The organism is Mesorhizobium sp. WSM4935 (assembly GCF_029625735.1).
GTDB lineage: Bacteria > Pseudomonadota > Alphaproteobacteria > Rhizobiales > Rhizobiaceae > Mesorhizobium.
The window spans coordinates 160,466-182,440 of sequence record NZ_JARTVR010000003.1 but is presented as its reverse complement, the minus strand read 5'-3'; the positions used below and the strand labels follow the sequence as shown (position 1 = coordinate 182,440).

Below are 21,975 nucleotides of genomic sequence, written 5' to 3'. Positions count from 1 at the left end.
CGGCGTGAGCATCCCTGAGGATGCGAGCGAGCTACGATCGTCGAGCCGTTTGATCAGCCACCATGTTTAGTTTGGAACCCGCCGAACAATGGATCGCGGCGTACGCGGATCCGACTCGACGGCAGCTTCGCGACCCGACCTCGGCCGTTCCTATGAACAGTTGGCTATCCCAAAAGCGGCCGTCAATCGGCGGTGGTGGTTCGGGCACTATGACAGCGCGCACTTCACGAAACGGTCCGCCGCGTCACCGAGGAAGATCTGGTTGACGTAGTGCCCGGTCGCCTCGGCATGCGAACGCGCCAGCCGAGGCAGTTCGGTCACGGCACGCTCGACGTCGTCGAGGCCGATGGGATTTTCGGCTTCCGGAGGATCGATGCGGACGACGTTCTGCTTGCCGACAAGAAGGTAGGCCTGGCCAAGGGCGTTGTGGGACTGGGCCTTTGCTGCCGCGCGAAAGATCATCGGCGCCTTCCCCAGTCCTGGGAAAACCCAACGCAGGAGCCCACCATTTCGGTCGCCTTCGTCCAGCCCAAGGACCTCGTCCCCAGTGCCGATGGACAAAACGCGGATGTTCTCCCGCGGAAGATCGTAGCAGGCGAGGGCGTCGACCACGGCATTCATGACTGGGTTGTTCGCCCAGATGCCGCCATCGATCATGATATGACCGTCATTCTCGACCCCCGGATAGTACCCCGGAGCAGCTGACGTATGGAGCGCAACGTGCGCAGCCTTCGCGTGACGGTCCTTCTTGTAGTCGGGGTGGTGCGGGGTCTTGTAGATATAGGGCTCACCGTAACGGCCCTCGAAGCTCGGTATCACGAGACGCGTCGTCGCGTCGTCCAGCAGACGTTCACCGAACACCTTCAGCAGTTCATCCTTGAGAATGCCTTGATCGTGCTTCGGACGGCGCAACCACCGTGGGAGATCGAAGATCCCCTTTCCCTTCGGAAAGATCACGTGTCCACGCTCGGTGTAGATTTCGGCAGCCTGCCGGGCCGCCATACCTGAGGCGAGCGCCAGCGCGATGATGCCTCCGGTCGAGGTGCCGGTGATCATATCGAAATGATTGGCAATCGACTGCCCGTCCAGGAAACGCCTTTCGATTTCCGCCAGGTAGGACGCGCCAAAAACACCCTTGATGCCGCCACCATCGATTGACAGGATGCGGAAAATTCGGCCCTCCGGCCACGGTTCCTTCTTGCGTGTATGCTGCAGAGTGCCGTCAGAACGGCGGGGCGGCTGATAGGTCACGATGCAACTCCTGCTGGATGAGGTGTCGGGTGACGGCCACCGCCGGTCCAGCGCCCTGTCATGAGCCACAATTCGTAGCAGGCGAGCCAATCGGCGCTCCAGGGAACGATCGTCTGGGACAGGCACATGGTTGCGTCCCACTCGTTCGCCGCCGGGTCGTAGAGGCAGAGTCGCGGATCGCCGTCACGGTCAAAGACATGGGGAAGGGAGCCTTCCGGATTTTCAGGCAGCCTGATCAGGGCCGGGGACAGCACCCGCACTTGGGGCGCATAGCCAACCCGGTAACGGACCTCGATCCGATATACTTGGAATTGCTTCAGGTCCCCGGTCCAGCGGGCCGCGCCCTCGCGGCGGGAAAGCTGACTGACCCCGAAGCCGCGCCAGTCACGCTCCATCGAAGCGACCTGCTCCTCGATTGAGAGCTGTCGGCTATTCATCAACCGGATCTCCGAAGAAGGTGTGCGGCTTGGCGGCAACCGGAGCCGCCGACGTTATGATCGCGGCCGCTGCCGGCAGGAGAATGCTGCCCTTCTTGCTGTAAACCTGTGATCCTGCAACGATTGCCGCACCAGTAGCGTCCGCCATCCTGTCGGCAGCCCGCGTTACGACGCGCTCACCAAAGATCTCCCGCAACCAGTCGCGAAGGGCCACGGGATCGAACTCGCCACGCTTCGCGCGCTCGATGCCGGCCACGAGATCCTGAAGGTAACGAGCGAACTGGTCCTGCTGGTCGAGGTTCTCGGGCCAGCGGTCGGTGAAGACGTCGGCACTGTAGGTCGGGTTGACGACATGAAGCTTGCGCCGGTTGATCGACGCCCGCTCGATCTCCCCGATGATCCAGCGGCAGATGCGGATCAGCATGTCCGTGAGCTTCATGTCGGGAAGCGCCGCCGCGCCGGCGAAGTAGGACAGCATGACCGACGGCGGGATGCGCCCCTTGTAGTTAGCGTAGCGGACGTTGCGATGGCGCTTCAGCAGCTGAAGCGCGACGGTCGCCATGCTCTTCACGACGAACTCGGTCTGATCGGGAACTTCGTCGACCTCCGCCTCGGCGCGGATGGCAACGCGCTGGTCACCGAACCAGCGGTCTTTGAACGCCTCGATCACGCGCTCCTCGTTTGGTGTGCGCGCCCTGTACCATTCGGCATGGCCGTAGGCATTCATCGGCACCATGTAGTCATTGTTGGACGGCTGGGGCCCCTTGGCATGGGTAATCGCTGACTGCCGGTCGATGGTGCCGTAGTGGCGAAGCGCCGGTGTCACGTCGAGATGCATGTCATCGGCGTAGAACAGCGTCACGCAACGGGTCTGCTGAACGATCTTTTGAACCGGATAGTCACGCAGAGCGGCGGCGAGCGCGTTCAGGATCGCGAGTGGCGTCATGTTGCGATAGCGACCCCCAAGCTGGGCGACGATGTCAATATCGTACTCGTCGTCGGTGCCGCGCGTGGAGATGGTTGCGTCGATGGCCATCGATCCCTGGGCATAGAAATGCTCAATCTGGTCCTGGAACGAGGTCGTCCCTTCCAGGTATTCGCGCACTGCCTTGTAACGTTGGCAGGCCTTGGCGTGGAGGGACGGAGGCAACTGAACGCTGAAGGCGATTTCCGCCAGGATGCGATCAAGCGGGTCTTCGAAGGGGTTCTTCCCCCGGTATGCGGATGCGGTCATAGTCGTGTTCCTGATTTCAAAAGTCTCAGCGGGGCTTGGGAGGCTCGCTTAAGAGAAAAGCGCGGGATTCCGAGATTCAGACAATTTTTTTTGTCTGAATCGGCTCTGCTGCGCGCAAGACAATCGGGAGGAGCGTCGGCGAGTGTTTTGGGAGACGTCGAATGGATGCCGAAGCCGGCATTAGACGCATACCTTGCTCGGAAGAGGAGGTAAGCGATTTCTTCGATCGCATGACGTCCGCGCAAAGGCGGGACGCTTATCAGTTTGCCGTCAAATGTTCGGCGGCGTGCCTCGCTGATGCTGACGAACTGATCAGCGAAGCCTTCGTCAGGATGTGTGACGGGCGCCGTACGCGCCTAAGCGATAACGACGATCTGTTCCCGGTTCTGATGGGCACGATCAAGAGTCTGGCTTCGGACCGCCACTTCGTCACGGAACGCGCACGGATCAGGCGCATGGGTTCCGGGAAGGAAAAGGGCAAGTATGGCGTCGTCGAATACGATGCAGATCACGGGAACGTCACGATTGACAAGGGCAGCGCCGATATCGGTGAAGGCACCGATCGAATGGACCCAGACGAGTATCGAAAGGCTCTGCTTGCCGACATCGCAGGCGACACGGAGCTGGAACTGCTTTTCGAGGGCATGTCGGTCCCGTTCATCGGAAAGGACTTGGCCGACTGGATGGGAATGGACACGGTAGCGCTGGCGACGGTTCGTAGGCGCTTCAAAAGGCGAATGCTACAGCTTGGCAAGAGGCTGGCGGGGGTAGCGCGCGAGCGCTAGGCAGATTGGAAGGTCCGCATGTCAGGGAAAGATAGAGAGTGGCTCGACCACCTGCACGAGTTCCTGATCGACGAGATCGTGCATGGCAAGGATGACGAGCCGGTAGATGAAGCCGATGTCAAGGCATTTGACGCTGCTGTTGCATCCGGGCGGTCGCGCCTGGCTAAACGCAAGCTCGAAGCGGCGCGGCGAGCAGTTCGTTCGGATCTTTTCGGGTCAGCACCCGTTTCGGACCTGGAGATGGAACGCGCAAGGCGACGGCTGACCTCGCTGAGAACTGGGGCCAACGATGACGGCGCCAACTTGACGCTCGCCGCCCGGTTCGGTCAGAACGGCAACGAGGACGACGACGGCATGCTCGAAGACATTGCCGAGCTTGAGCGTGACCGTGACGACAACAGCGATAAATGAGCAAGCGCCCGACACGCGCGGAAGGCCTGCTTCAGTCACTGGGGATCGACGACCCCAGGGACATTGATCTTGAAGCCATTGCTTGGCACGTCGGCGCCCGCATCAAAATCCGCCCCCTCGTCAATTGCGAGGCCCGTATCATCGGGTTGGGTGACAACGCGATCATCTCCGTCAACGCCGCGTCGCCTCCAGAGCGGCGCCGGTTCTCGATCGGGCACGAACTGGGCCATTGGGCGCACCATCGCGGCCAGTGTGCGGTGTGTCGCGCGACTGACATCGGCAACTATAGGAACGAGCAAGCCACGAAAGAAAGGGCCGCCGACACATATGCAGCAGACCTTCTCATGCCCTGGTACCTCTTCAAGCCTGCGGTACGGGAGCACAAGCGCCTTGATCTGAAGGCGGTGCGAGCAGTGGCTAGCATCTTTTCGGCCAGTCTGACGGCAACTCTGATCCGCATGATCGACAGCGATCATTTCCCCTGCAGCATGGTTGTCACCCACCGCGCATCCGGCAAGCCTTGGGTGACTCGAGCTCCGTCAATGCAACGTCGCTGGTTCGCTCGCGAGGACCTCGATCCGGACTCTTTCGCGTTCACCATGATGTACGGAAATGACCCGAGGACTGAGGGTTTTCCCCGCAAAATCGGTGCTGACGCATGGTTCGACCATCACTCGGCGGCCGAGTTCGAAATCACTGAGCAATCTTTCAAGCTGCCGACTGGCGACGTAGTCACGATCCTGAACCTTCCAGACAGGATGGCTGGCTGACCGAGGTGTCGATTTTTCCGAAATTCGATCCAATTTGCAAGGAATATGGCTGGCCTGTTTCCGGGTCGCGGGACAAGACCGGACCGTCCACTTTCGGCCCCACACTACCTATGGGAGCGCACATGGCACGCCCCCCGCCGATCCTTTTGAGGGTCCGGCGGTGGTTCACGAGGCGCGGCGGACATTCCTTCGTGTGCGCTTGGCCCCAGCCTCTTGGGGGCCAAACATGTTCCCAGAGCTCTTTTCCTTTGTAGTCGCGGTGCTGAGGCCACCATCTATCGGCAATCTCATCTGCGGGGCGCGTCGGGCCTCTTCAGGCGTGGGGTTGCGGGGTTTCCTGGCCTTTCCGGACGTTGCGCCCGCGCCGATAGCTTCGCGTGACAGATTCAGTTCCATAAGCTTCGCCATAGCCTCCTCATCGGAGATGTCGACGGGCCAGCCATAGGCGTCGGCGACAGCGGCATCCAGTTTTGCGTGTGCGTCGATCAGCCATTGCGGGCGTCGATTGTATAGGTTGGTCAAGGTGCGTTCGCGAAGGACTGCCTGAGCGGCTGTATCCTTCGCGAGGATTCGATCCGGGAAGCCGGAAACGGCCTCGGGCCTCATTTCGACAAGATCGGTCGGATTGAGCCACGCGTCGCGAAAATCAACGAGCTTACGGGCAGCTGTTGATATCGCGAGGGCGCGCGAATCCTTTTCGTAGCGAATTGCAGGAACATCCGGAGACAGACCAGCCGGAAACGGGAAGGTTTCGAATACGCCCGCGCTGTTGTATGTCGGATCATTTCCGACACCGTGCCAGGAGCATGTCCCCAAGCTCCAAGCCTCGTGAAATCGCGAGTGCAGAATCCCGAAGAAGACGTCATCCGACCGGGAAAATGCAAATATCCGGGAGTCTGGCAAAACCGATTGGTCGAGCCAGACGAACGTTCGATGCTTAGCAACGCGAGGTGTTGCCACATACCGTGAGTGGCCATGCAGGGCGGAGTGCAGGGCTGGCCGTGCCTCTACGTGTCGCCACCAACGTTCCCGGTAAGCGTCCCGCCTGTTCTTCGTTCGCTCGGGAAAGACGTGCTCCTTGATGTACTGAAAAGGCGCCTCGTAAAGGGCGGCCTGCTGCTCGGACATCCCCGAGCCAAAGTCGACGATCCACATGTCGCGGGGACGTCGAGTCACGTCTATCCCGTTGCGCCAGGGTCGGAGGACGTCAGAATTCGGCCTGCCGTTAGGATTCACCGGCATACGCAGCCAGGACCGCGCAAGTTCGCCGGGAACATCGAAGGCGCCACCTTTCGTGTCGCCCATGAATGCAATGTTCTTATTTTCAACAAGCCGGTGCGCCTTCGTCAGGTCGGTGCTTCCAGCTGTCAGATCTGAGTTTATCTGGGCAACCGTCTTCCCGTCGAGGCGCAGTTCATCTTCGCCCTGGCCAAAGCAGAAGAGCGACACGCGCACGGATGCGCCATCGACGACCCACGGCTCGTCACTCCATGCCTCAAACAGCCGGCTCTCTGCTGCGATCTGATCCAGCACCTTTCGGTTCGCACCGCCGCGGATGGAGTTCGTCGTGACCAGACCGACCCGGCTTGTCTTCTGGGTCGCCACAGGTCTGAAGGCATCCCAACATAATGATGCTGCTGAAGCTGTATGGCGCAGATGGCAGAATGCCTACGAGGAGACCCAGAGACTATGCCGTCAGCAGCAGCGCCTTGAGCAGAAACTGATCGAAACGGTCGGACTTCCTTACGCGCCTGATCGCGGTAACGCGGAAGCTGGTTTTGCGGCACATCACTCTCGCTGGGATGCCGCCGATCGCGAACTTGGCTACTCGGCTGCGTTGAAGGCTGAACGCGAGGCTGCCGAGCGAGCAGCGGATTTGCTTGAGATGCTGGCCCGGACCCCGGCCACCTCGCTTGCCGGAGTGGCGGCCAAGCTCGACGCGGTGCTGAGGGAAGGACAGCCGTCAGAGAACGATCCTGAATTTCCCTGGCCGCAGATCCGTTCTTTACTGGAGGACGTCGTTCGGATTGGCCAGCAGTCGGGGCAGGGAGCTCAGGCCTGAGGATCGAGGAGGCGCACACCCTCGCCCTTTTGGCCGGCTGACAAGAACTCGACGCCGGCCCTGGTCAGAGCTGCCTCGATGGCCTGCATGGTGCTGACCCGGGAATCGACCTTGCCGCTCTCCAAGCGGGCCAGTGCGTTGAGCGAGACGATCGCCTTGTCGGCAAGCTCCTGCTGCGACCAACCAAGCAAAGCCCGCGCGGCCCGAATCTGTCGTGGACTGACCATGCGTCCACAATCGGCAGGCACATGGTCTTTGCCACCTATAGGGTTATTTTAAGCCTCATAAGGTATATTAAATGGCTGATCGGCTCAGCTTGTAGACGAGAGCGAGACCTCTGAGGGTGTCGCGGCAAACCTGTTGAGGGTGGAACGCTTTGGAGCGTCGGAGGCCTTGTTGAAACCGCAACGTCCTGTCCTGCTTCGGATAACACGCAAGCAAGCGGTGGAGAGCGAACCTCATCCGGCCGATCGGCATGTCGGGAGGCAGATTGCGACCGTGCGTGTCCAATCGGACGTGTCGCAGGGCCAGCTCGCCCGCGCCATCGGTATCAGTTTCCAGCAGCTCCAGAAATACGAGAACGCGCGCAATCGAGTCAGCGCCTCGATGCTCTACGAGATCGCCACTTCGCTCGGCGTTCCGGTCAGCCGCTTCTTCGAAGGCCTGCCGGGAAATGACGAGAGCCGCGGCCAGGCGCGCCCCTTGCCGGTCGATGAACGCCTGGAGTTCATCGCCAGCGCCGAGGGGAGACACCTGATCGAGGGTCTGATGAACCTTCCACCGCGTGTCCGTGGCCGCATCGCTTCGCTGATCGCGCTGTTGGGGGAGGAATTGGCGTTGCTCGACAGGAAGGGCGATGCCTAGACGGCCGGCGAGGCTGAGCCTGCCGATCGTCGCTCTGACGCCGGGGCTCCCTGTCAGCCGAATTTTCTTGGGGCAGGCATTTCGATACGGCCGCGCGCCAGGGATATGTCGATGTCGACGCCGAATGCCCGCGAGCGCCCGGCGAATCCTTCCAGGATATCATGCGCGGTGCCTGAGCAGGCGGTGACCGGCACCAGCCTGCCTGTCTCTGATCCGGGACAATGAGGCTCGGTGCCGATCGTGACGGGTAGAAGATCTATCCCTGTGAGGCTTTTGCCCGCATCAAAGCGGCAGGCCGCGACGATGCTTTGCCAGACCTCTGGCGGATCCCATTCCGTCTCGTCGGCATGCACGTGGAAGAGGAAGTTTCCGAGGCCATAGAAGATCGGCGAGCCGTTGTAGATCTCCATCGCCTGGAGAACCGGAGCGCCGTGGCTGACGAACAGGCTGGCGCCGGCGTCGATGCACGTCCGGGCGAAGGTCCGCACCCAGCGCGGCACGTCCTGCCAGCCAGGCTCCCAATGATGGTGATGGAGGTATGCAATCACGAAATCGCCCTGCGCTGCCGCCCGCCGGATTATTGAAAGATGGGCATCGGCGCTCTGCGGATCGATCTCGATCAGCCGCCCGAAGTCGGTGGCCTGCGTGAACACGGTGCCGTAGAAATTAACCTCCTTGCCGGCGGTCACCTCCACTGGGTCCTCCGGCTGCGCGTAGTTGGTGAGCTCGAAGGGCGAGCACTGCAAATGTTCGCCAAGCCTTGCCAGCCTGCGCAGATGCCCGTCCGGCACCCCGATCTTTCGGGCAGTCTTGAGGCGGTTCACGCCGGGACGGGCAGGGCGCAAGGCCGTGCGGTCTTCGGCATACATGCTCGAGGGGCCAGGCCCCGCATCAAAGGCAAGAAGCGCGACCTCCCGCCCGCCCAAGCGCTGGCGGCCCGGCTTGCGGGCGCTGGTCTCGTCGGTCCCGATGCCCGCATGAAGGAAGCCGCGGCGGCCAACTTCCTCCAGCGTCGAGAGGATGCCGCCGGCGCCGAGATCAAAGGCGTGGTTGTTGGCAAGCGCAAGCGCGTTGAAACCTATCGCCTGCAACGCGTCCAAGACCTCGGCCGTGGAGTAGCCGAAATACCTGCCCTTCGTCGCCCAGCCGCCATGGCTGCCGAGGATCGTCGATTCGAAATTGGTGAACACGACATCGCCCTGCCGCAGGAAGTCGACGACTGCCGCGAACCGCTCGTCTTTTAGGTCGCGGACGTCACGCGTGATCAGGGATTGGCCGGTCACTACGGCGCAGAACTGGTCTTTCATGAAAACTTGCCTTGAAGGAGGAGAGGGCGGGGGCGGCTTTGGGCCGGGCCCGCGTGGGTGAGGCCTTGGCGCCGGCTCAGTTCGAGGCTGCCGGCGAGATGTCGGTCTTGAACCATTTCAGGCTGAGCGCCTTGATCGTCCCGTCTTTCGTGGCGGCGTCTATCGCTGCGTTGAACTTGGCGAGCAGCTCGGTATCGTCCTTGCGCATTCCGGCGCCGACGCCCGGTCCCCATAGGCCGCCTTTCAGTTCCGGGCCGAAGAACGCTGCCCCCGATCCAGACGGCGTCTCCAGGAAATCCCGCCACGTGAAATAGTCGGCCAGACCGCCGTCGACGCGGCCCGCGGCAAGGTCGAGTTTCATGTTGTCCAGGCTGTCATAGCTGCGGATTGTCACGATATCGCCCATGAGCTGCTTCACCACCGCTTCCGAGTTCGACGAGCGCAGCACCGCGATCGCCTTGCCGCTGAGCGTCGAGCGCAGGCGTTCAATGGCCGCCTTCTCCTTGTCTCCGATCGTCGACAAATTGACCTTCCGCCTGATGTCGCCAGGATCGAGACCGAGTTCCTTGCGCACCACGAACTGGTTGAACCCGCTTGCGTACGGGACAGAGAAGGCGATCGACTGCTTGCGCTTCTCGGTGATCGCCATGCCGGACATGATGACGTCGAACTTGCCGACCAGCAGCGCCGGGATGATCCCGTCCCAGTCCTGCGGCACAAAGGTGCATTTGATCGCGATGCGGCGGCAAAGCTCGCGGCCGACATCGATGTCATAGCCGTAGAGCTCGCCCTTGTCGTCGGTGCCGTCCCAGGGCGGCGAAGCACCTTCGGAGGCGATGGTGATGACGCGTTCGCTCTGCGCGCCGGCAGGCAGAGCCGGAGTCAGCAACGCGATAGCGACAGCAATAGCCAGGGGTATGCGCATGATGCACCTCTTCTTTGATCTGGATTGGAAGGAGTTTTTTGGACGGCGCGCCGTCAGGGCAGCGGCGTCTTCACCGCTTGGCCGGGCAGGGGCGGGCGCCATCGCGATCTCGACCGCTCAGCGGGCCGAAGTTCGGTCGAAAGCCTGCGCTCCAGGAATTGCGTGGCTTTCACGGCAATTGAAGTCAGCAGCAGATAGATCGCTCCGGCGACGATGAAGATCTCATAGGGCGCGAAGGTCGTCGAAACCATTTGTCTGGCCATGCCGGTGACCTCGAGCAGCGTCACCGTGCTTGCCAGCGACGAGCCCTTGATCATCCCAACCACCTCATTGCCATAGGCCGGCAGCGATACCCGGAAAGCGATCGGGAAAGTGACCAGACGGGCGGTCTGGAAGCGTTTTAGGCCAAGGGAGGCGGCCGCCTCGATGACGCCCTTCGGCACCGACTGGAGACCGCGGCACAGGATCTCCGTCGTGTGCGCCGCGCTGTTCAGGGAAAAGGCAATAAGCGCGCACCAGAAGGGATCGCGCAGCACCACCCAGAAGATGCTTGCCCGCACCGCCTCGATCTGGCCGAGGCCGTAGTAGATAAGGAAGAGCTGCACCAGCATCGGCGTGCCGCGAACGACATATGTGTAGGCCAGCGCCGCGCCCGAGAAGACGGGACGCCCGAAAGCGCGGATGAAGGCCAGCGGCACGGACAGAAGAAATCCGGTTATCAGCGAAAGCACCGTCAAGGTGAGGGTAAGCACAATGCCGGAAGGCAGGACAGCGACGGCGTCGAGCATCAGGCCGAGGTTCATGGAGCGCGCCCCTCCTAGCGGCCAAGAGCGGGATAGCGCCGCTCCGCCAAGCGGATCGACAGCAGGGTGAGGGTGGTCAGCGACAGGTAGAGCGCGGATGCCGCGAGATAGAAGGTCAATGGCGCGCGCAGCGACCCGGCGCCGACATAGGCCACGCGCATGATGTCGGTCAGGCCGACGATCGAGACCAGCGCGGTGTCCTTGAAGAGCGAGATCCACAGGTTGCCATAGGCAGGCAGCGCCAGCCGCAGCATCTGCGGCCCGATGACGAGAAGCCACCGCTGCCAGGCGCTCAGGCCGAGCGCCTTGGCCGCTTCGGTCTGGCCGGAAGGCACTGCGGCGATCGCGCCGCGGAACACTTCTGTCGCATAGCCGCTGAAAACCACCGAGAGCGCGATGACGCCGGCGCTGAACGCGTTCACCTCGACGTAGCGGCCGGCGAGCCTGCTGGCGAGCGTGGTCCCGCCGAAATAGATGAGCAGGATTATGAGAAGTTCAGGCACGCCACGCACAATTGTGGTGTATGCCGTCACGATGCCGGTGAGCCGCGGGCGCGCCGTGCCTTTCCAGATCGCCAGAAGCAATCCGGCAGCCGTTCCCAGGCAGCCGCTGATCAGCCCAAGGCTGACGGTCACGGTCAGGGCGACAGCAAACTGAGCAGTAAAACCACCCATCGGGCGTTTTCCTTGAGACGCACTTCGATAAGACGTGCCGGTTGGCGTAAGTTCAGAACGGGTTAGCCACCTGCGGTTGCGGTTTGTACAGAAAGTAATTCCAAGTTAATTATAGGGATTTGATCATGATAAGATCTGATTTACGGGCGTTCAATCTATAAATTGTGCAATCTTTGCTATAAGATATTGTTATAGCGTGAAATTAGTCTCGAACGAAATTTTCGGGCCGTGCATGCCGCGTGGCTAAAACCAACCTTGCGCCGCAGGAAAACAGCCAGGGTTGTAAGCCTGAAGTGCCAAGCGCACCGGCGATGCAAGGCGAGCGCGGATCCCGGCTAGGCGGGGAGGGAGGCAATTGAGTTGTGGCCTCCCGATCTTTGGCGCCAGCTATTTGTCCGCTGAGGTTGCTCGCAACAGGATGACCGGATCGCAGTCCAGCGCCTTCGCGATCCTCTCGGCCATGTCCAGGGTGGGGTTTCTTTGCCCCCGTTCAATGCCGCCCATATAGCTGTAGGCGAGCCCCGCTTCGGTCGCCAGCGATTCCAGGGTCATTCCGCGCTTCAGGCGGACCCTGCGAACGTTCGCTCCAAAAATCTCCGCCAGGCGCATGCGCGCATAGCGATAAGCAAACCTTCAGCTTTACCAGTCACTATAGTGACTATATTATAGTGCATTCCGGGATTGCGCCTGATCTCGAACCAGGGGGCTCAGATTCGCTCCCCGGTCTGTCTGCCAGGCAGCGACCACAAAGGGTTCGGCCCGTCCGTTCGAAGGAGCGCAGGCATTGGAATTGCTGCCAGGCGGCTTCAAGTTCCGTCAGCTGCAGGTCTTTCGCGCGGTGCTGCGAACCGGCTCGACAAGGCGGGCCGCGGCGGAGCTTGGCATCAGCCAGCCCGCCGTCAGCCAGCATGTCAAGCAGCTCGAGGCGACCGTCGGCCTGACGCTCTTCAAGCGCTCCGCCAACCGCATCGTGCCGCTTCTCGAGGCTTGGGAATTGCTGCGGAACGTCGAGATGGCGCTGACGTCGCTCGGGCGGCTGGAAGCATCCATCTTCGCGATGAAGAATGAAGAAAAGCAGCGGATCGCGCTCGCCGCGCCATCCGTCTTCGGTTTCGTCACCCTGCCGAAGGTGGTTGCCATCATCCATGCCAAGACCGCCTCGAATGTGCGTTCCATCTCGGGCAGCTACGAACAGATCGGGGAGCACATCCTGGCCGGCCGCGCCGACCTCGGAATCTCAAGATTGCCGCTCGATCCGCGCCTGTTCGAATGGGCGCCGCTCGGATCGGCGCGCAATGTCTGCATTTTCCCTGTCGGCCACCGTTTCTCGAGCCAGGACCGGATCGTTGCCGAGGATCTTGCAGGCGAGACCATCATAGATATCGATCCGCAGTTCGCCGCCCACCAGATGAATTTCAATGCCCTGCGCTTCGCCGGCACCGAGCCTGACATTCTGGTCGAGTTCGATTGCAATGGTCACGAAGCAGGATACGTGTCGGCTGGACTTGGCGTTGCAATAACCAACGAGATTATCGCGCGCGAATACGCGGCGTTCCACCTGGAAGCGAGGCCGGTGGAACCCTCGGCGCTTTATCACTATGTCGCGGTCTGGCAGAAGGGCCGCACGTTCTCCAGCGGATTGAACGTAACGCTAGAGGCGATCATCGCTGCATTCTCGGACTCCAGCAGCGACTGATGATTGCGACCACGCGTAACGCCCGGTCCGTCGGAACATGAGCGGCTTCGGCAGCGGAACGCGGCGAGCCAGGCCTTGCGAGGCCCTTAACCCTAAGGGTGCTTGCCTGATGAAAGGCGGTACGCCGAGGACGTGGTCCTCAACGTCAAGCTCGGCCAGCGGCAGCGCTTTGGGACCAGGTGCAGAGCCTGGCCAGGCGCCCAGTTAGCGCATTCACCCATTAACCCGCTGCAGATGTGCCACCACCAACTGCAGCGGGCTAAGGTGGCCGGCGCCTCTCGTTGGGAGATTGCCTGAAGCGTGCGCCGGCCTGGCGAACCTGTGGTCCGCCGCACATGCAGCTTAGCTAAAATGATGCTGCTTCAGGCATGGTGTGATCGCGGAAGCTCTCGGCAGTGCATCCGCAATCGGCGTCCAGGGCAGGCGATATATGCACTTTTGCTAAATTTATCGGAACCGATCGCGACGACGAGGTTTGAATCCGGGTTCAGGGAGTCCCCAGTGCATGCCTAAACCGAAGGGGCAACTCGCCTTCATCGCGTTCCAATCACCGACGCTGGTCGAAAGAGCCCCCGCCGACGCCGACTGGCTGCACGAAATCAAATACGACGGATACCGGACAGAACTTGTCATTGAAGGCGGACAGGCGAGGGCGTTCACACGGCGGGGCTATGACTGGTCGCACCGCTACAAGCGGATCGTACAGACGGCAGCAAACCTTCCCGTTAAATCCGCAATCCTTGATGGTGAAGCGGTCGTCCTCGGCAAAACGGGCCTGCCGGACTTTCAAGCTCTCGAGCGGGAGCTGGGAAATCCGAATTCTTCGAAGATCATGTTCTTTGCCTTCGACCTATTGCACCTGAACGGTCGCGACCTCCGGCGACAGCCGCTGATTGAGCGCAAGGCGGCGCTGCAAAGCCTGCTGCAGGATACGGCTCCAACTCTGACCTACGCCGAGCACCTGGAGCTTGGAGGCAAAGACGTATTCGACCATGCCTGCCGAATGGGCCTGGAGGGCATCGTCTCAAAACACGCCGACTCGCCGTACCGATCCGGCGTTCAAACGAGCTGGCTCAAGGTAAAGTGCGTGAAGAGCGACACTTTTCCGATTGTCGCTTTCGTTGAAAAGCTCGGCGCGCAGCCGCGCCGGATCGCTTCCCTCTATATTGGCAGATGGGAGGGAGACCGGCTGCTTTACGCGGGAAAGGCGCAAAGCGGTTACACACTGGAGGCAGCCAGGCGGGTTCGCGAGCGGCTTGATCCGCTGGTCGTCAGCAAATCACCTCTGTCGGAAGCGATCAAAAAACCCAAAGCAACTTGGGTGCGGCCGGAGGTACTGGCCGAAGTGCAATTCAGCGGCGTGACGGACCGCGGCATCTTGCGCGAGGCGGTGTTCAAGGGGTTGCGCGAGGATCTTCAGGTCATCCCGGCAAAGCCGCCGTCGCCTTCCAAACGGAGGTTCGAGAGCCAACATGGGGTCCCTCGCGAGAACATTCTCCAACTGCTGCCCGATGCTGTTTCACCTTCGAAGGAAGAGCTGGTGGACTACTGGAAGCGTGTTGCGAACCTGGCCTTGGTCCATCTGGGCGGAAGACCGCTCAAGCTGGTTCGCCACGCCTATGGGGCGACGTTCTACCACAAGGGGCCGCTGCCTCCGATCCCAGCTTCGGTGCACCAGTTAAGGATCCAAAAGCGCGAGGGCGGCGAAGGTGTTCGGGTGTGGGTGGATGACCTCGACGGGCTGCTTGGCTTGATCGAAATGGATGCCGTCGAGCTACATCCTTGGAACGCCACCGTCGACGACATCGAACGTGCGGATCAACTCGTCCTCGATCTCGATCCCGGCGAGGGCGTGCCATGGGACGCGGTTATCGAAGCCGCGCTGTCACTGCGTGGCATCCTCGAGGCGGCTGGCTTGCAGAGCTGGCCGAAGGTCACCGGCGGAAAAGGCATACACCTGATGGCGCCGCTGGTTCCGGGTATGACCCATGACGGTGCCCGGCAACTGGCCAAATCGCTTGCCCAATGTCTCGTTGACGCCGATCCCGCGCGTTACCTTCTATCTGCCGACCCGGCAGCGCGAGGGGGGCGTATCTTCCTGGATTACCTGCGCAACGGGCGGGGCAATACTGCTGTGGGTGCTTTTTCTCCCCGTGCACGGCTCGGTTTCCCAATCGCTCATCCCGTCACGTGGAAGCAGATCGAGGCGGGGATTCGGCCGGATGCTTTCACGCTCGCGCGACCGTTCAAAGCCGCTCCTCGACGAGCCGCATGAGGCGCGAGCTTCCCGAACGCTCGCCAGACCGATGCGCGTTTCGGCTGTCATCGTTTGAAGGCCCTGGACGGTGGCAAACACGCTCTTTAGTTGCCCCAAATAACTTGCAACAAGCCGCTTGACCCTTGCCCAAATTACAGCGCCCTCTAGGAGCGGCCAGGTTCCCAACAGAATTGCCACCTTGCGCACCCAGGCCAGGCCACTCCTGCATCTGCCCGTCGGCTTCGGCCGACCGGCTTTTTCACAATGTGTTACATCCGAGCAAGGCGGCCGAAACCTTCTCCACGCCTCGCCATTTCTGCCGAAGTGACATGGATGATGCGTGACGACAAAAACGGCAAAGACGTTCAAGCCGAACTGCTGACTCCCGCCTCGTTAGGGAGGCCTGCGAACTCGGCGTCGTGGCGTCTGAACGCCCGCTTGGCATGTTCCACCGGAATCAATGTCGGTCTTTCAGAAAGCGGGCCTCGCGAAGCAGCGACGGCCAGTCTGTGCCGAGCGTCTCGGTAGCGAGCAGCACCGCCAGACTCGCGGCTCCCAGCGGATCGCCATGGCATCTGGCTCCCTGGCATTCAGTGCGAGACAACTTCCCACGCAGGCTTATAGCGGCGGTTTTCTTGACAACTGAGGACATCAAAGATCAGGTGACGGCATTGAGGGTTCGGCCGGTGTTGGGAGGGCCTCATGCCGATCTACCAGAGAGCCAGAGAGGCAGGTGTCTTCAGTCCTTCAGAAGTGGCGCAAAACGGGTTCAGATCGTTGGCGATCAGCAACGATGGGTGCCGTGCCATCCACCTCGATCAAAAAGACAGAGTACGATCCGGAGATGAGGACACTTTTGGTCTGGTTCGTGAGCAGCGGCAAGCGGTACGACTTTGACGAGGTACTTACGTGGCGTTCCGTTCTGCGTTTGCCAAAGATCGCTTCGTCAACGACCATATCCGCGACCATTTCCGGTATCGCCACAATCTCGAATAGCTGTCTGCTTGAAGCGGCTCATGCTCTTGCCTCAAGTCTTCGCGTCCCATGAATCAGCCAGTGCCGAGCTTGGGGTTGTCAGGGATGCGGACTTCGTGTCAGCCCCTTCGACGCACCATTGCGCAGTTGATCTGCAGCATCGTGCGAGGGCCGGGCGCTTTTTTTCAGAGCGGATTGATCGGCCCGACAAGCCCGGAGTGGTCGTTGGGCTGCTTGTTGATCGCCGCGGAATTCACGTCGCGCTCGACGCGATTGAATTGAAGCTGCCCGTCGATGTCATGGCATAGCACGTCCTTCAGGTCGCTTGCCGGCGTCTTCGCGTTCAGCCAGCCATCGTAGTAGGCCGGATCGAGGATCACTGGTTGACGATCATGCAGCCGGCGCATCGGCTCGCCGGCAGGCTCAGTGATTATAGTGCAACTCGTGACGTCCAGCGCTTTGTTCTAAGCCCACAAGCCCGCGAGAAAGGCGCGTGACCGGGCAGGAAGATGTGCCAGGGATCCTTGCCGCGATGGGCCGGGCTGATGGTCCATTCATAGAAGCCATCGGCCGGAATCAGGCAGCGCTTCGATTTGAAGGCGTCGCGAAATGCGGGTGTCGTATCGCGGTCTCGACGCGTGCATTGAACATCGGTGCCTTGGGCATCTCCTTCGCCCAGTAGGGCACCAGCCACCAGCGGCCGGTGCGAACCTTGTGGTTATCGTCGTCGCCCGCCGTGATGAAGGGCACCTCGTCGGTCGGCGCGATGTTGTAGCGGGGTGCATCGTTGCGGCCCACATCTGCTGGCGCCGTCAAACGATAAAGTCGGTGGATTTCGGACCATGGAAGATATCTGGTGTAGCGTCCGCACATGCGCTGGTCACTCCATGTCGGGGACGTCGCCGCTCACAAAGAGGGTGTTTGGCGGTCCGTAGTGCCCAAGCGCCGGATCGGCATCCCGGCTCCAGGCTATAACGCCGACATGCTTTCCTGCTAGCGTTTTGGCAGTCCGGATCGCGCGCTCTTCGCTTTGCTGATCGGTCGGCCCGTACATTGGAAACAGCTCGCCATCGTCGCCGCGGTCAAAGGCGACCACGACAATGAGCTTTGGCTTTTTCTGCTCCGGAAGGACGTGGGTAGACATTCAACGGGCCTTTCTCAATTGAGCGGCGCTGATCCCGCTTCTAGTGCCTCGATCGCGTCGAGCACCGCTTGGCGCTTTGGCTCGACGGGCTCATCCGGGTGGAAGCCCGCGAGTGACAGCGACGAATAAGCAACCGTCACGGCGCTGACGAGTTGCTGCGCTTTCGAACTATCCGGAACCTCCGCAGTGGCGGCGATCGCCAGAAAAAATACACGGTTGTCGGTGAACTCGCCTCGGCCATCTTCCGCCTGGATAATCTCGCGCATTCGCGCCAGCGCGGTTTCGCGGTCCGCTCGCTCCGTCTCGGGATCGTGCACGAGCTGTAGGCCGTGAACCTGCCAGCGTTTCTCGTCCGGCCAGCCCTCGCAACACGCCTTGCTGGCGGCGTTGCTTGCCGCCCACCAGACCTCAGCGGCAGCATACTCGTCTTCCGACGGCTCTTGGTCCGGCGGAAAGCCCTTGTCGTCCCATCGCTCGACGGCGAACGCGCCGCTGGCAGCATCTTCTGCCGTCATGCCGGCGCGGTCGAGCACTGCGGTTGCAGCGTCGATTCCGCGCTGTTTGTCTTCGGCGGTGGCGCCCCTGGCGTCCATCATGATGTCCATGACCGACCTCTCTGTGGCTGTCGGGGGACAGTGAACAAAATGAGAACATTGGAGTCAAGAGCCTCTTGACCAGAGAGGAATATGTTCCTCATTTCGGAGGATGCCCGAGCAACCAGAGAAGTGGCCAAGAGGCGCCCCGTGGACTCTGACCCATGCCCATGACGCGGGACAGGTGGCGGGGATCCGCTGCGCGAAATGCAACATCACGCGCTACTACAAGCCGCTCGAGTTGCGAGAGGTCATCGGCAACATCACGATCGAAGAGGTTCGGGACAAGGCTCGCTGCCAGAAGTGCGGCAGCCGGGAATGGATAAGTGCGCAGCTATTCAACACGACCGGCGAGCAAGCCCACACGATCCGATTTCGACGGCTGGTCGAAATCCGATGGGAGAAGCGGGTGATCTGGCGGGATGAATGACGGTCCATCTCTATGGGTCCTAGTAGCAGTTCCGCCATCTTCGGTTGTGGCACCCGGCTAACCCCGGCCCGTGTTGTTTTTATAGCCCGTCGGCTTCGGCCGGCGGGTTTTTTGTTTGCCGCACTGAGTTGAGCAAGGCAGCGACTACTTCCCTCGGCACTTCGCTGCCTACAAAATACCGCACCAGGTCATCTGCGCATTTTTCCCATTCCTCCGGCGGGATGCGGTCGTCTGCAATCGACCGTTGAAACGCCTGGCGGATCACGTCGAAATCAAAAGCGGAAATGAAATTAGCTGAGTGTCTATTCACGGGGCTTTCTCCACGAAATGGGCGAAAGCACCTGAGTTGACTTTCAAGCGTCCGTGTGCCGGGAAAGGGACGACCTATTGACAATACGCCTCTGTCGGTTTGCGAGCTACCACATTTGTTGGATAGGTGCTTTTAATTCTGCATAGCGGGTGAAACCTTGTTCGAAGCTGCCGGTTCGCGTGGGGAATACGGGAGGTTCGGATGGGTCGCGACGGCAGAGATGACAAGGAGAAAGCGGCTGATCTCCTGGTTCGGCGGCTGGTGAAAGAGACAGGCATCACGCAGAAACAAGCACGAGATCTCATCGAGATGATCGGCACAGACTGGGCTTCGCTCGTGCGAGAGGCGCGCTTCCTTAAGGGCAGGCATTGAAACGCCGCTGGCGAAGGTGGCGATCCGTCGGCCTGGATGGGTGAGCTTTTCTTGTTGCGTAAATGCCTAATCGGGATAGGAATTAGCTAAAAGCATTCCGGTTGGGGGGGGCCATGCCGATTTACAAACAGGCTAAAGAAGCCGGAATCTTCAGTTCCTCAGACCTCGCTCTGCTCGGCCGCGTATTCGACAAATTGAAGAACGAGCATCAGTCCTCGGAGCGACGTGAAGCTTTGGCGTCTCGCCTTCTGGCCAATTACCAGGCCGGCATCAGGGACGAAGACGAATTGCTTACGGCTTCGAAACTACCCCTCGGGCGCTAGAAGCGAGCGATGTACTGACGGGCTTTTCTTTAAGCGGATGCTAATATTGTTAATGCCGCACGGCCAAAAAGCGGCTCATAATGTGAGCCTGCCCCGCGCCGCACGCGCTGGGTAAGGGCCCGGCCTGCCCTGCCTAGTCCCCTCTAGACGTCCCCCAGGCCGGGCATCGTCTTGCCTGAGCGATCTGGGACCGAACGTCGTGGGAACGTTTTTGAGCTTCGGCAGCTGCTATATCGATCAAATATGTGAGGAGCGGCTCGCCGGAAGCGCTAGCCCTCCGGCGGATCTCCGTCAGCATGGACTGCGCAAATTCCAGGTTCTCAAGCGTCGTGGTTTGATACAACTCGGCCTCCCGAAATAAAGGCTGAGGCAAGTGTATTAGCAGAAGCTTGCGTGAGAATTAATCCTTGGCACTCGCGTTGTCGCCATACTGTGCCAGCACCTCCTGAAGCGCTTCAACCGCTGCATCGGTCACGATGCCATCCGTCTCGACGAAGAACTCGTGACTTTGCCGGCCGATGTAGTCGGGTACGATCTGAAACTGAAAACCGGGTAACGCCGCGCGAAGGTCCTTACTCAGCTCCTCGACCAGCTTGGGCGTGACCGCGCACATGCGCGGCGGCACGACGATCATGCTGCTGGCCTGCCGGCGAGATGTCATTTCCGCCTTTCGAAAGAACAGGCGGCCAGCTAAGGGCTCAGGGGGAGGCAGCTGACCGCCTAGGGGCCTTGGAAGCGTCGGAAATGGAACCGACTTGGCCACGCCATGCCGGCGTTTGCGGCGTTCAAGGGCGGCCTCACTGCAATGGTGAACAGGCGGTTACTATCCACAGATCACTTGAAGGCAAAACTGTAAACAACCCCGCTCGCCTCATCCGTGACCCGGATCCATCGCTGTTCGTCACCGCGTATGGTCGTGACCGCGCAGCCCGTGGCCGTTTCCGCTGCTACCCATGGGGTATTAGCATGACAACCTGATGGGCCACCACCGCGTCACCAGCCATTTCTTCAACCCGGTAGGTTTTCATGCACTGCTGGCCCCGTTCGGTCGCAGACCCAACGATGGTCGCGAAGCGTTGTTCCGGGCTCGACGGGGCGCATTTTGATCAGCGCAATATCGCGCCGATGTGCTTCGCCAGCCCTTCAAGGGCTTCCACATCGGCCGCATATTGCGCAGCATGCGTCGGATATCGTTCTTGCTGCTGGCGATAGAAGCGGATCCAATTCGGCAAATCGGCGATCGGGAACGTTCCCCGCCAGACGCCTTTCTCGAGCGTGAATGTTCCCGTTGCCGAATCGTAAGTCGCTATCGTCTTCATGGCGGCGTTATAGGCGGGTGGTCTTGAAACAAAAGGCGCGGCCGATCGTTTGCGATCTGCAATGATGGGTGCGCGATGCCATCCACCTCGATCAAGAAAACAGAGTACGATCCAGTCAGCAGGGTTCTCTCCGTGTGGTTCGTGGCCAGCGGCAAGCGCTACGATTTTGAGGAGGTGCCGGCGGAGACTGATGCGGCGTTCCGGTCGGCGTTTGTCAAAGGCCGATATTTTAACGACCACATTCGCAATCACTTCCGCTTTCGCCGCATTCCGGACTAAGCGTCCATCTCAAGCGGTTCATGATCCGACTGTTCGTGCCAAAGCACCTGTCGCATGTCTCTGCAGTCCACGATTTGACCGCAGGTCTCGCAGCGATAGAAATCCGTATCGTTCTCGGCGCCGGGTGGAATATGTACGGTGACCGCGTGCTGCGGCCCGAGTTCAGAGAGCTTTGTCATTCGGTGAGCTTCTCCACCGTCGCAATGATGGCCTTGGCCAACGCCTCGGCCTCACGAATGGGCTCCGGGCCATAGAGGCCGTCCACCATCTCCCGGCTTGGCAGCACGCCGGCCGGACAGGTCAACTCGATGGCCATCCTGATGAGGCCGAGCGCTTCGTCTAAGTCCTCAGCGGAGGTCGTAACCCAGGGTAGTGCAAGAAGGTCTTCGAAGCTCTCCGATTCAGCGTCAGTCACCCCGGAGCTTGTGGGCTTCGCGTTCAAGCGTCTTTCGGTAGTTGCCATGCTGCTTAATCAACTCTCGTACCTGTTGCACCGTCAGGCCAACTTTGTTGGCGAAGTGACGTACTTCGTAGTCCTCGTCGGCTGAAACTCGGTCGCGGTCGCGAAAATCCCGTTTGGTCTTGTCATCTGCCATCTTCGCGTCTCCTGGTCTGTCGTGGAGAACCGCGGCAACGAATGAATGTTCCCATTAGCCATAGCTAATGGGACCGAAGCAATCCCGCGCTATTAAATCGAATTCGATAGGCAGTGTTGGGGTCCTGATGCATAGATCAGGCAGCGATCGGCTGTCTT

Annotated in this window: 29 protein-coding genes and 1 pseudogene; 11 read left to right on the top strand and 19 right to left on the bottom strand. The window is 60.6% G+C overall.

Annotated features, from left to right (window positions below):
- Nucleotides 1-207 precede the first annotated feature (207 nt).
- Genes P9273_RS08935 through P9273_RS08925 form a run of 3 tightly spaced genes read right to left on the bottom strand, consistent with a single transcriptional unit; the run spans nucleotide 208 to nucleotide 2,922 of the window.
- On the bottom strand, nucleotides 208-1,251 hold the full coding sequence (locus P9273_RS08935; RefSeq protein ID WP_278048571.1) for a CBASS cGAMP-activated phospholipase: 1,044 nt from the start codon (nucleotides 1,249-1,251) through the stop codon (nucleotides 208-210).
- Nucleotides 1,248-1,688, bottom strand: a complete 441-nt coding sequence (locus tag P9273_RS08930; RefSeq protein WP_278048570.1) for a hypothetical protein — start codon at nucleotides 1,686-1,688, stop codon at nucleotides 1,248-1,250. Before P9273_RS08930 ends, P9273_RS08935 begins: the two co-directional genes overlap by 4 nt.
- Nucleotides 1,681-2,922 (bottom strand): SMODS domain-containing nucleotidyltransferase, encoded by a 1,242-nt coding sequence (locus tag P9273_RS08925; RefSeq protein ID WP_278048569.1) that lies wholly within the window; start codon nucleotides 2,920-2,922, stop codon nucleotides 1,681-1,683. The genes P9273_RS08930 and P9273_RS08925 overlap by 8 nt, the downstream gene beginning before the upstream one ends.
- 161 nt (nucleotides 2,923-3,083) lie before the next feature.
- Here P9273_RS08925 and P9273_RS08920 point away from each other — a divergent pair, with 161 nt between their 5' ends.
- From P9273_RS08920 to P9273_RS08910, 3 genes are read left to right on the top strand one after another with little or no spacing between them, the layout of a single operon-like run.
- Nucleotides 3,084-3,707: a hypothetical protein gene (locus P9273_RS08920; protein ID WP_278048568.1), complete on the top strand. Its 624-nt coding sequence runs from the start codon at nucleotides 3,084-3,086 to the stop codon at nucleotides 3,705-3,707.
- A gap of 18 nt (nucleotides 3,708-3,725) precedes the next feature.
- The gene (locus tag P9273_RS08915) at nucleotides 3,726-4,118 is read left to right on the top strand and encodes a hypothetical protein (RefSeq protein WP_278048567.1); all 393 of its coding nucleotides are present in this window, start codon (nucleotides 3,726-3,728) and stop codon (nucleotides 4,116-4,118) included.
- Nucleotides 4,115-4,888, top strand: coding sequence for an ImmA/IrrE family metallo-endopeptidase (locus P9273_RS08910; protein WP_278048566.1), 774 nt, complete (start codon nucleotides 4,115-4,117; stop codon nucleotides 4,886-4,888). Before P9273_RS08915 ends, P9273_RS08910 begins: the two co-directional genes overlap by 4 nt.
- 165 nt (nucleotides 4,889-5,053) lie before the next feature.
- Here the strand turns inward: P9273_RS08910 and P9273_RS08905 are convergent, their stop codons facing one another.
- Nucleotides 5,054-6,421 carry a hypothetical protein gene (locus P9273_RS08905; protein ID WP_278048565.1) on the bottom strand — a complete coding sequence of 456 codons (1,368 nt, stop codon included), beginning with the start codon at nucleotides 6,419-6,421 and terminating at the stop codon, nucleotides 5,054-5,056.
- A gap of 34 nt (nucleotides 6,422-6,455) precedes the next feature.
- On the opposite strand from P9273_RS08905, the gene P9273_RS08900 reads away from it, so the two are divergent.
- The gene (locus P9273_RS08900) at nucleotides 6,456-6,950 is read left to right on the top strand and encodes a hypothetical protein (RefSeq protein WP_278048564.1); all 495 of its coding nucleotides are present in this window, start codon (nucleotides 6,456-6,458) and stop codon (nucleotides 6,948-6,950) included.
- On the opposite strand, the gene P9273_RS08895 is transcribed toward P9273_RS08900, so the two are convergent.
- Complete coding sequence (locus P9273_RS08895; RefSeq protein WP_278048563.1) at nucleotides 6,941-7,177, bottom strand: helix-turn-helix domain-containing protein; 237 nt, start codon at nucleotides 7,175-7,177, stop codon at nucleotides 6,941-6,943. The two genes, P9273_RS08900 and P9273_RS08895, sit on opposite strands and share 10 nt — an antisense overlap.
- 139 nt (nucleotides 7,178-7,316) lie before the next feature.
- Here P9273_RS08895 and P9273_RS08890 point away from each other — a divergent pair, with 139 nt between their 5' ends.
- Nucleotides 7,317-7,814 carry a helix-turn-helix domain-containing protein gene (locus tag P9273_RS08890; protein WP_336619382.1) on the top strand — a complete coding sequence of 166 codons (498 nt, stop codon included), beginning with the start codon at nucleotides 7,317-7,319 and terminating at the stop codon, nucleotides 7,812-7,814.
- Between the two features lie 53 nt (nucleotides 7,815-7,867).
- Here P9273_RS08890 and P9273_RS08885 read toward each other — a convergent pair whose 3' ends face one another.
- The 5 genes from P9273_RS08885 to P9273_RS08865 form a co-directional block, all read right to left on the bottom strand.
- On the bottom strand, nucleotides 7,868-9,121 hold the full coding sequence (locus P9273_RS08885) for a CapA family protein (protein ID WP_278048562.1): 1,254 nt from the start codon (nucleotides 9,119-9,121) through the stop codon (nucleotides 7,868-7,870).
- 76 nt (nucleotides 9,122-9,197) lie between these two features.
- Nucleotides 9,198-10,046: a transporter substrate-binding domain-containing protein gene (locus tag P9273_RS08880; protein WP_278048561.1), complete on the bottom strand. Its 849-nt coding sequence runs from the start codon at nucleotides 10,044-10,046 to the stop codon at nucleotides 9,198-9,200.
- 53 nt (nucleotides 10,047-10,099) lie between these two features.
- Nucleotides 10,100-10,849 carry an ABC transporter permease gene (locus P9273_RS08875; protein WP_278048560.1) on the bottom strand — a complete coding sequence of 250 codons (750 nt, stop codon included), beginning with the start codon at nucleotides 10,847-10,849 and terminating at the stop codon, nucleotides 10,100-10,102.
- Between the two features lie 14 nt (nucleotides 10,850-10,863).
- Nucleotides 10,864-11,523 carry an ABC transporter permease subunit gene (locus tag P9273_RS08870; RefSeq protein WP_278048559.1) on the bottom strand — a complete coding sequence of 220 codons (660 nt, stop codon included), beginning with the start codon at nucleotides 11,521-11,523 and terminating at the stop codon, nucleotides 10,864-10,866.
- Nucleotides 11,524-11,910: 387 nt separating this feature from the next.
- Nucleotides 11,911-12,132 carry a helix-turn-helix domain-containing protein gene (locus P9273_RS08865; RefSeq protein ID WP_278048558.1) on the bottom strand — a complete coding sequence of 74 codons (222 nt, stop codon included), beginning with the start codon at nucleotides 12,130-12,132 and terminating at the stop codon, nucleotides 11,911-11,913.
- Nucleotides 12,133-12,307: 175 nt separating this feature from the next.
- On the opposite strand from P9273_RS08865, the gene P9273_RS08860 reads away from it, so the two are divergent.
- Both P9273_RS08860 and ligD read left to right on the top strand, forming a co-directional pair.
- Nucleotides 12,308-13,219: a LysR family transcriptional regulator gene (locus P9273_RS08860; RefSeq protein ID WP_278048557.1), complete on the top strand. Its 912-nt coding sequence runs from the start codon at nucleotides 12,308-12,310 to the stop codon at nucleotides 13,217-13,219.
- Between the two features lie 505 nt (nucleotides 13,220-13,724).
- Nucleotides 13,725-15,494 carry a DNA ligase D gene (gene ligD / locus P9273_RS08855; RefSeq protein WP_278048556.1) on the top strand — a complete coding sequence of 590 codons (1,770 nt, stop codon included), beginning with the start codon at nucleotides 13,725-13,727 and terminating at the stop codon, nucleotides 15,492-15,494.
- 1,142 nt (nucleotides 15,495-16,636) lie between these two features.
- On the opposite strand, the gene P9273_RS08850 is transcribed toward ligD, so the two are convergent.
- From P9273_RS08850 to P9273_RS08835, 4 genes and pseudogenes are all read right to left on the bottom strand, one after another.
- Nucleotides 16,637-16,858 (bottom strand): SOS response-associated peptidase family protein, encoded by a 222-nt coding sequence (locus tag P9273_RS08850; protein ID WP_278048555.1) that lies wholly within the window; start codon nucleotides 16,856-16,858, stop codon nucleotides 16,637-16,639.
- A gap of 23 nt (nucleotides 16,859-16,881) precedes the next feature.
- A pseudogene (locus P9273_RS08845) lies at nucleotides 16,882-17,324 on the bottom strand (SOS response-associated peptidase).
- Between the two features lie 7 nt (nucleotides 17,325-17,331).
- The gene (locus P9273_RS08840) at nucleotides 17,332-17,595 is read right to left on the bottom strand and encodes a hypothetical protein (RefSeq protein WP_278048554.1); all 264 of its coding nucleotides are present in this window, start codon (nucleotides 17,593-17,595) and stop codon (nucleotides 17,332-17,334) included.
- 14 nt (nucleotides 17,596-17,609) lie between these two features.
- Entirely contained in the window at nucleotides 17,610-18,200 is a 591-nt protein-coding gene (locus P9273_RS08835) for a hypothetical protein (protein ID WP_278048552.1), read from the bottom strand.
- Nucleotides 18,201-18,300: 100 nt separating this feature from the next.
- On the opposite strand from P9273_RS08835, the gene P9273_RS08830 reads away from it, so the two are divergent.
- Nucleotides 18,301-18,618, top strand: a complete 318-nt coding sequence (locus tag P9273_RS08830; protein ID WP_278048551.1) for a hypothetical protein — start codon at nucleotides 18,301-18,303, stop codon at nucleotides 18,616-18,618.
- Between the two features lie 79 nt (nucleotides 18,619-18,697).
- On the opposite strand, the gene P9273_RS08825 is transcribed toward P9273_RS08830, so the two are convergent.
- Nucleotides 18,698-18,928, bottom strand: a complete 231-nt coding sequence (locus tag P9273_RS08825) for a hypothetical protein (RefSeq protein WP_278048550.1) — start codon at nucleotides 18,926-18,928, stop codon at nucleotides 18,698-18,700.
- 201 nt (nucleotides 18,929-19,129) lie between these two features.
- Here P9273_RS08825 and P9273_RS08820 point away from each other — a divergent pair, with 201 nt between their 5' ends.
- Both P9273_RS08820 and P9273_RS08815 read left to right on the top strand, forming a co-directional pair.
- Complete coding sequence (locus P9273_RS08820) at nucleotides 19,130-19,300, top strand: hypothetical protein (protein ID WP_278048549.1); 171 nt, start codon at nucleotides 19,130-19,132, stop codon at nucleotides 19,298-19,300.
- A gap of 113 nt (nucleotides 19,301-19,413) precedes the next feature.
- Nucleotides 19,414-19,623 carry a hypothetical protein gene (locus P9273_RS08815; RefSeq protein WP_278048548.1) on the top strand — a complete coding sequence of 70 codons (210 nt, stop codon included), beginning with the start codon at nucleotides 19,414-19,416 and terminating at the stop codon, nucleotides 19,621-19,623.
- A gap of 400 nt (nucleotides 19,624-20,023) precedes the next feature.
- Here P9273_RS08815 and P9273_RS08810 read toward each other — a convergent pair whose 3' ends face one another.
- Both P9273_RS08810 and P9273_RS08805 read right to left on the bottom strand, forming a co-directional pair.
- The gene (locus tag P9273_RS08810) at nucleotides 20,024-20,257 is read right to left on the bottom strand and encodes a hypothetical protein (RefSeq protein ID WP_278048547.1); all 234 of its coding nucleotides are present in this window, start codon (nucleotides 20,255-20,257) and stop codon (nucleotides 20,024-20,026) included.
- 472 nt (nucleotides 20,258-20,729) lie between these two features.
- Nucleotides 20,730-20,942 carry a hypothetical protein gene (locus P9273_RS08805; RefSeq protein WP_278048546.1) on the bottom strand — a complete coding sequence of 71 codons (213 nt, stop codon included), beginning with the start codon at nucleotides 20,940-20,942 and terminating at the stop codon, nucleotides 20,730-20,732.
- A 75-nt stretch (nucleotides 20,943-21,017) separates the two neighbouring features.
- Here P9273_RS08805 and P9273_RS08800 point away from each other — a divergent pair, with 75 nt between their 5' ends.
- Entirely contained in the window at nucleotides 21,018-21,221 is a 204-nt protein-coding gene (locus P9273_RS08800; RefSeq protein WP_278048545.1) for a KTSC domain-containing protein, read from the top strand.
- Nucleotides 21,222-21,396: 175 nt separating this feature from the next.
- Here P9273_RS08800 and P9273_RS08795 read toward each other — a convergent pair whose 3' ends face one another.
- Nucleotides 21,397-21,663, bottom strand: coding sequence for a hypothetical protein (locus P9273_RS08795; RefSeq protein WP_278048544.1), 267 nt, complete (start codon nucleotides 21,661-21,663; stop codon nucleotides 21,397-21,399).
- Nucleotides 21,629-21,817, bottom strand: coding sequence for a DUF3606 domain-containing protein (locus P9273_RS08790; protein WP_278048543.1), 189 nt, complete (start codon nucleotides 21,815-21,817; stop codon nucleotides 21,629-21,631). The genes P9273_RS08795 and P9273_RS08790 overlap by 35 nt, the downstream gene beginning before the upstream one ends.
- Nucleotides 21,818-21,975: the final 158 nt, after the last annotated feature.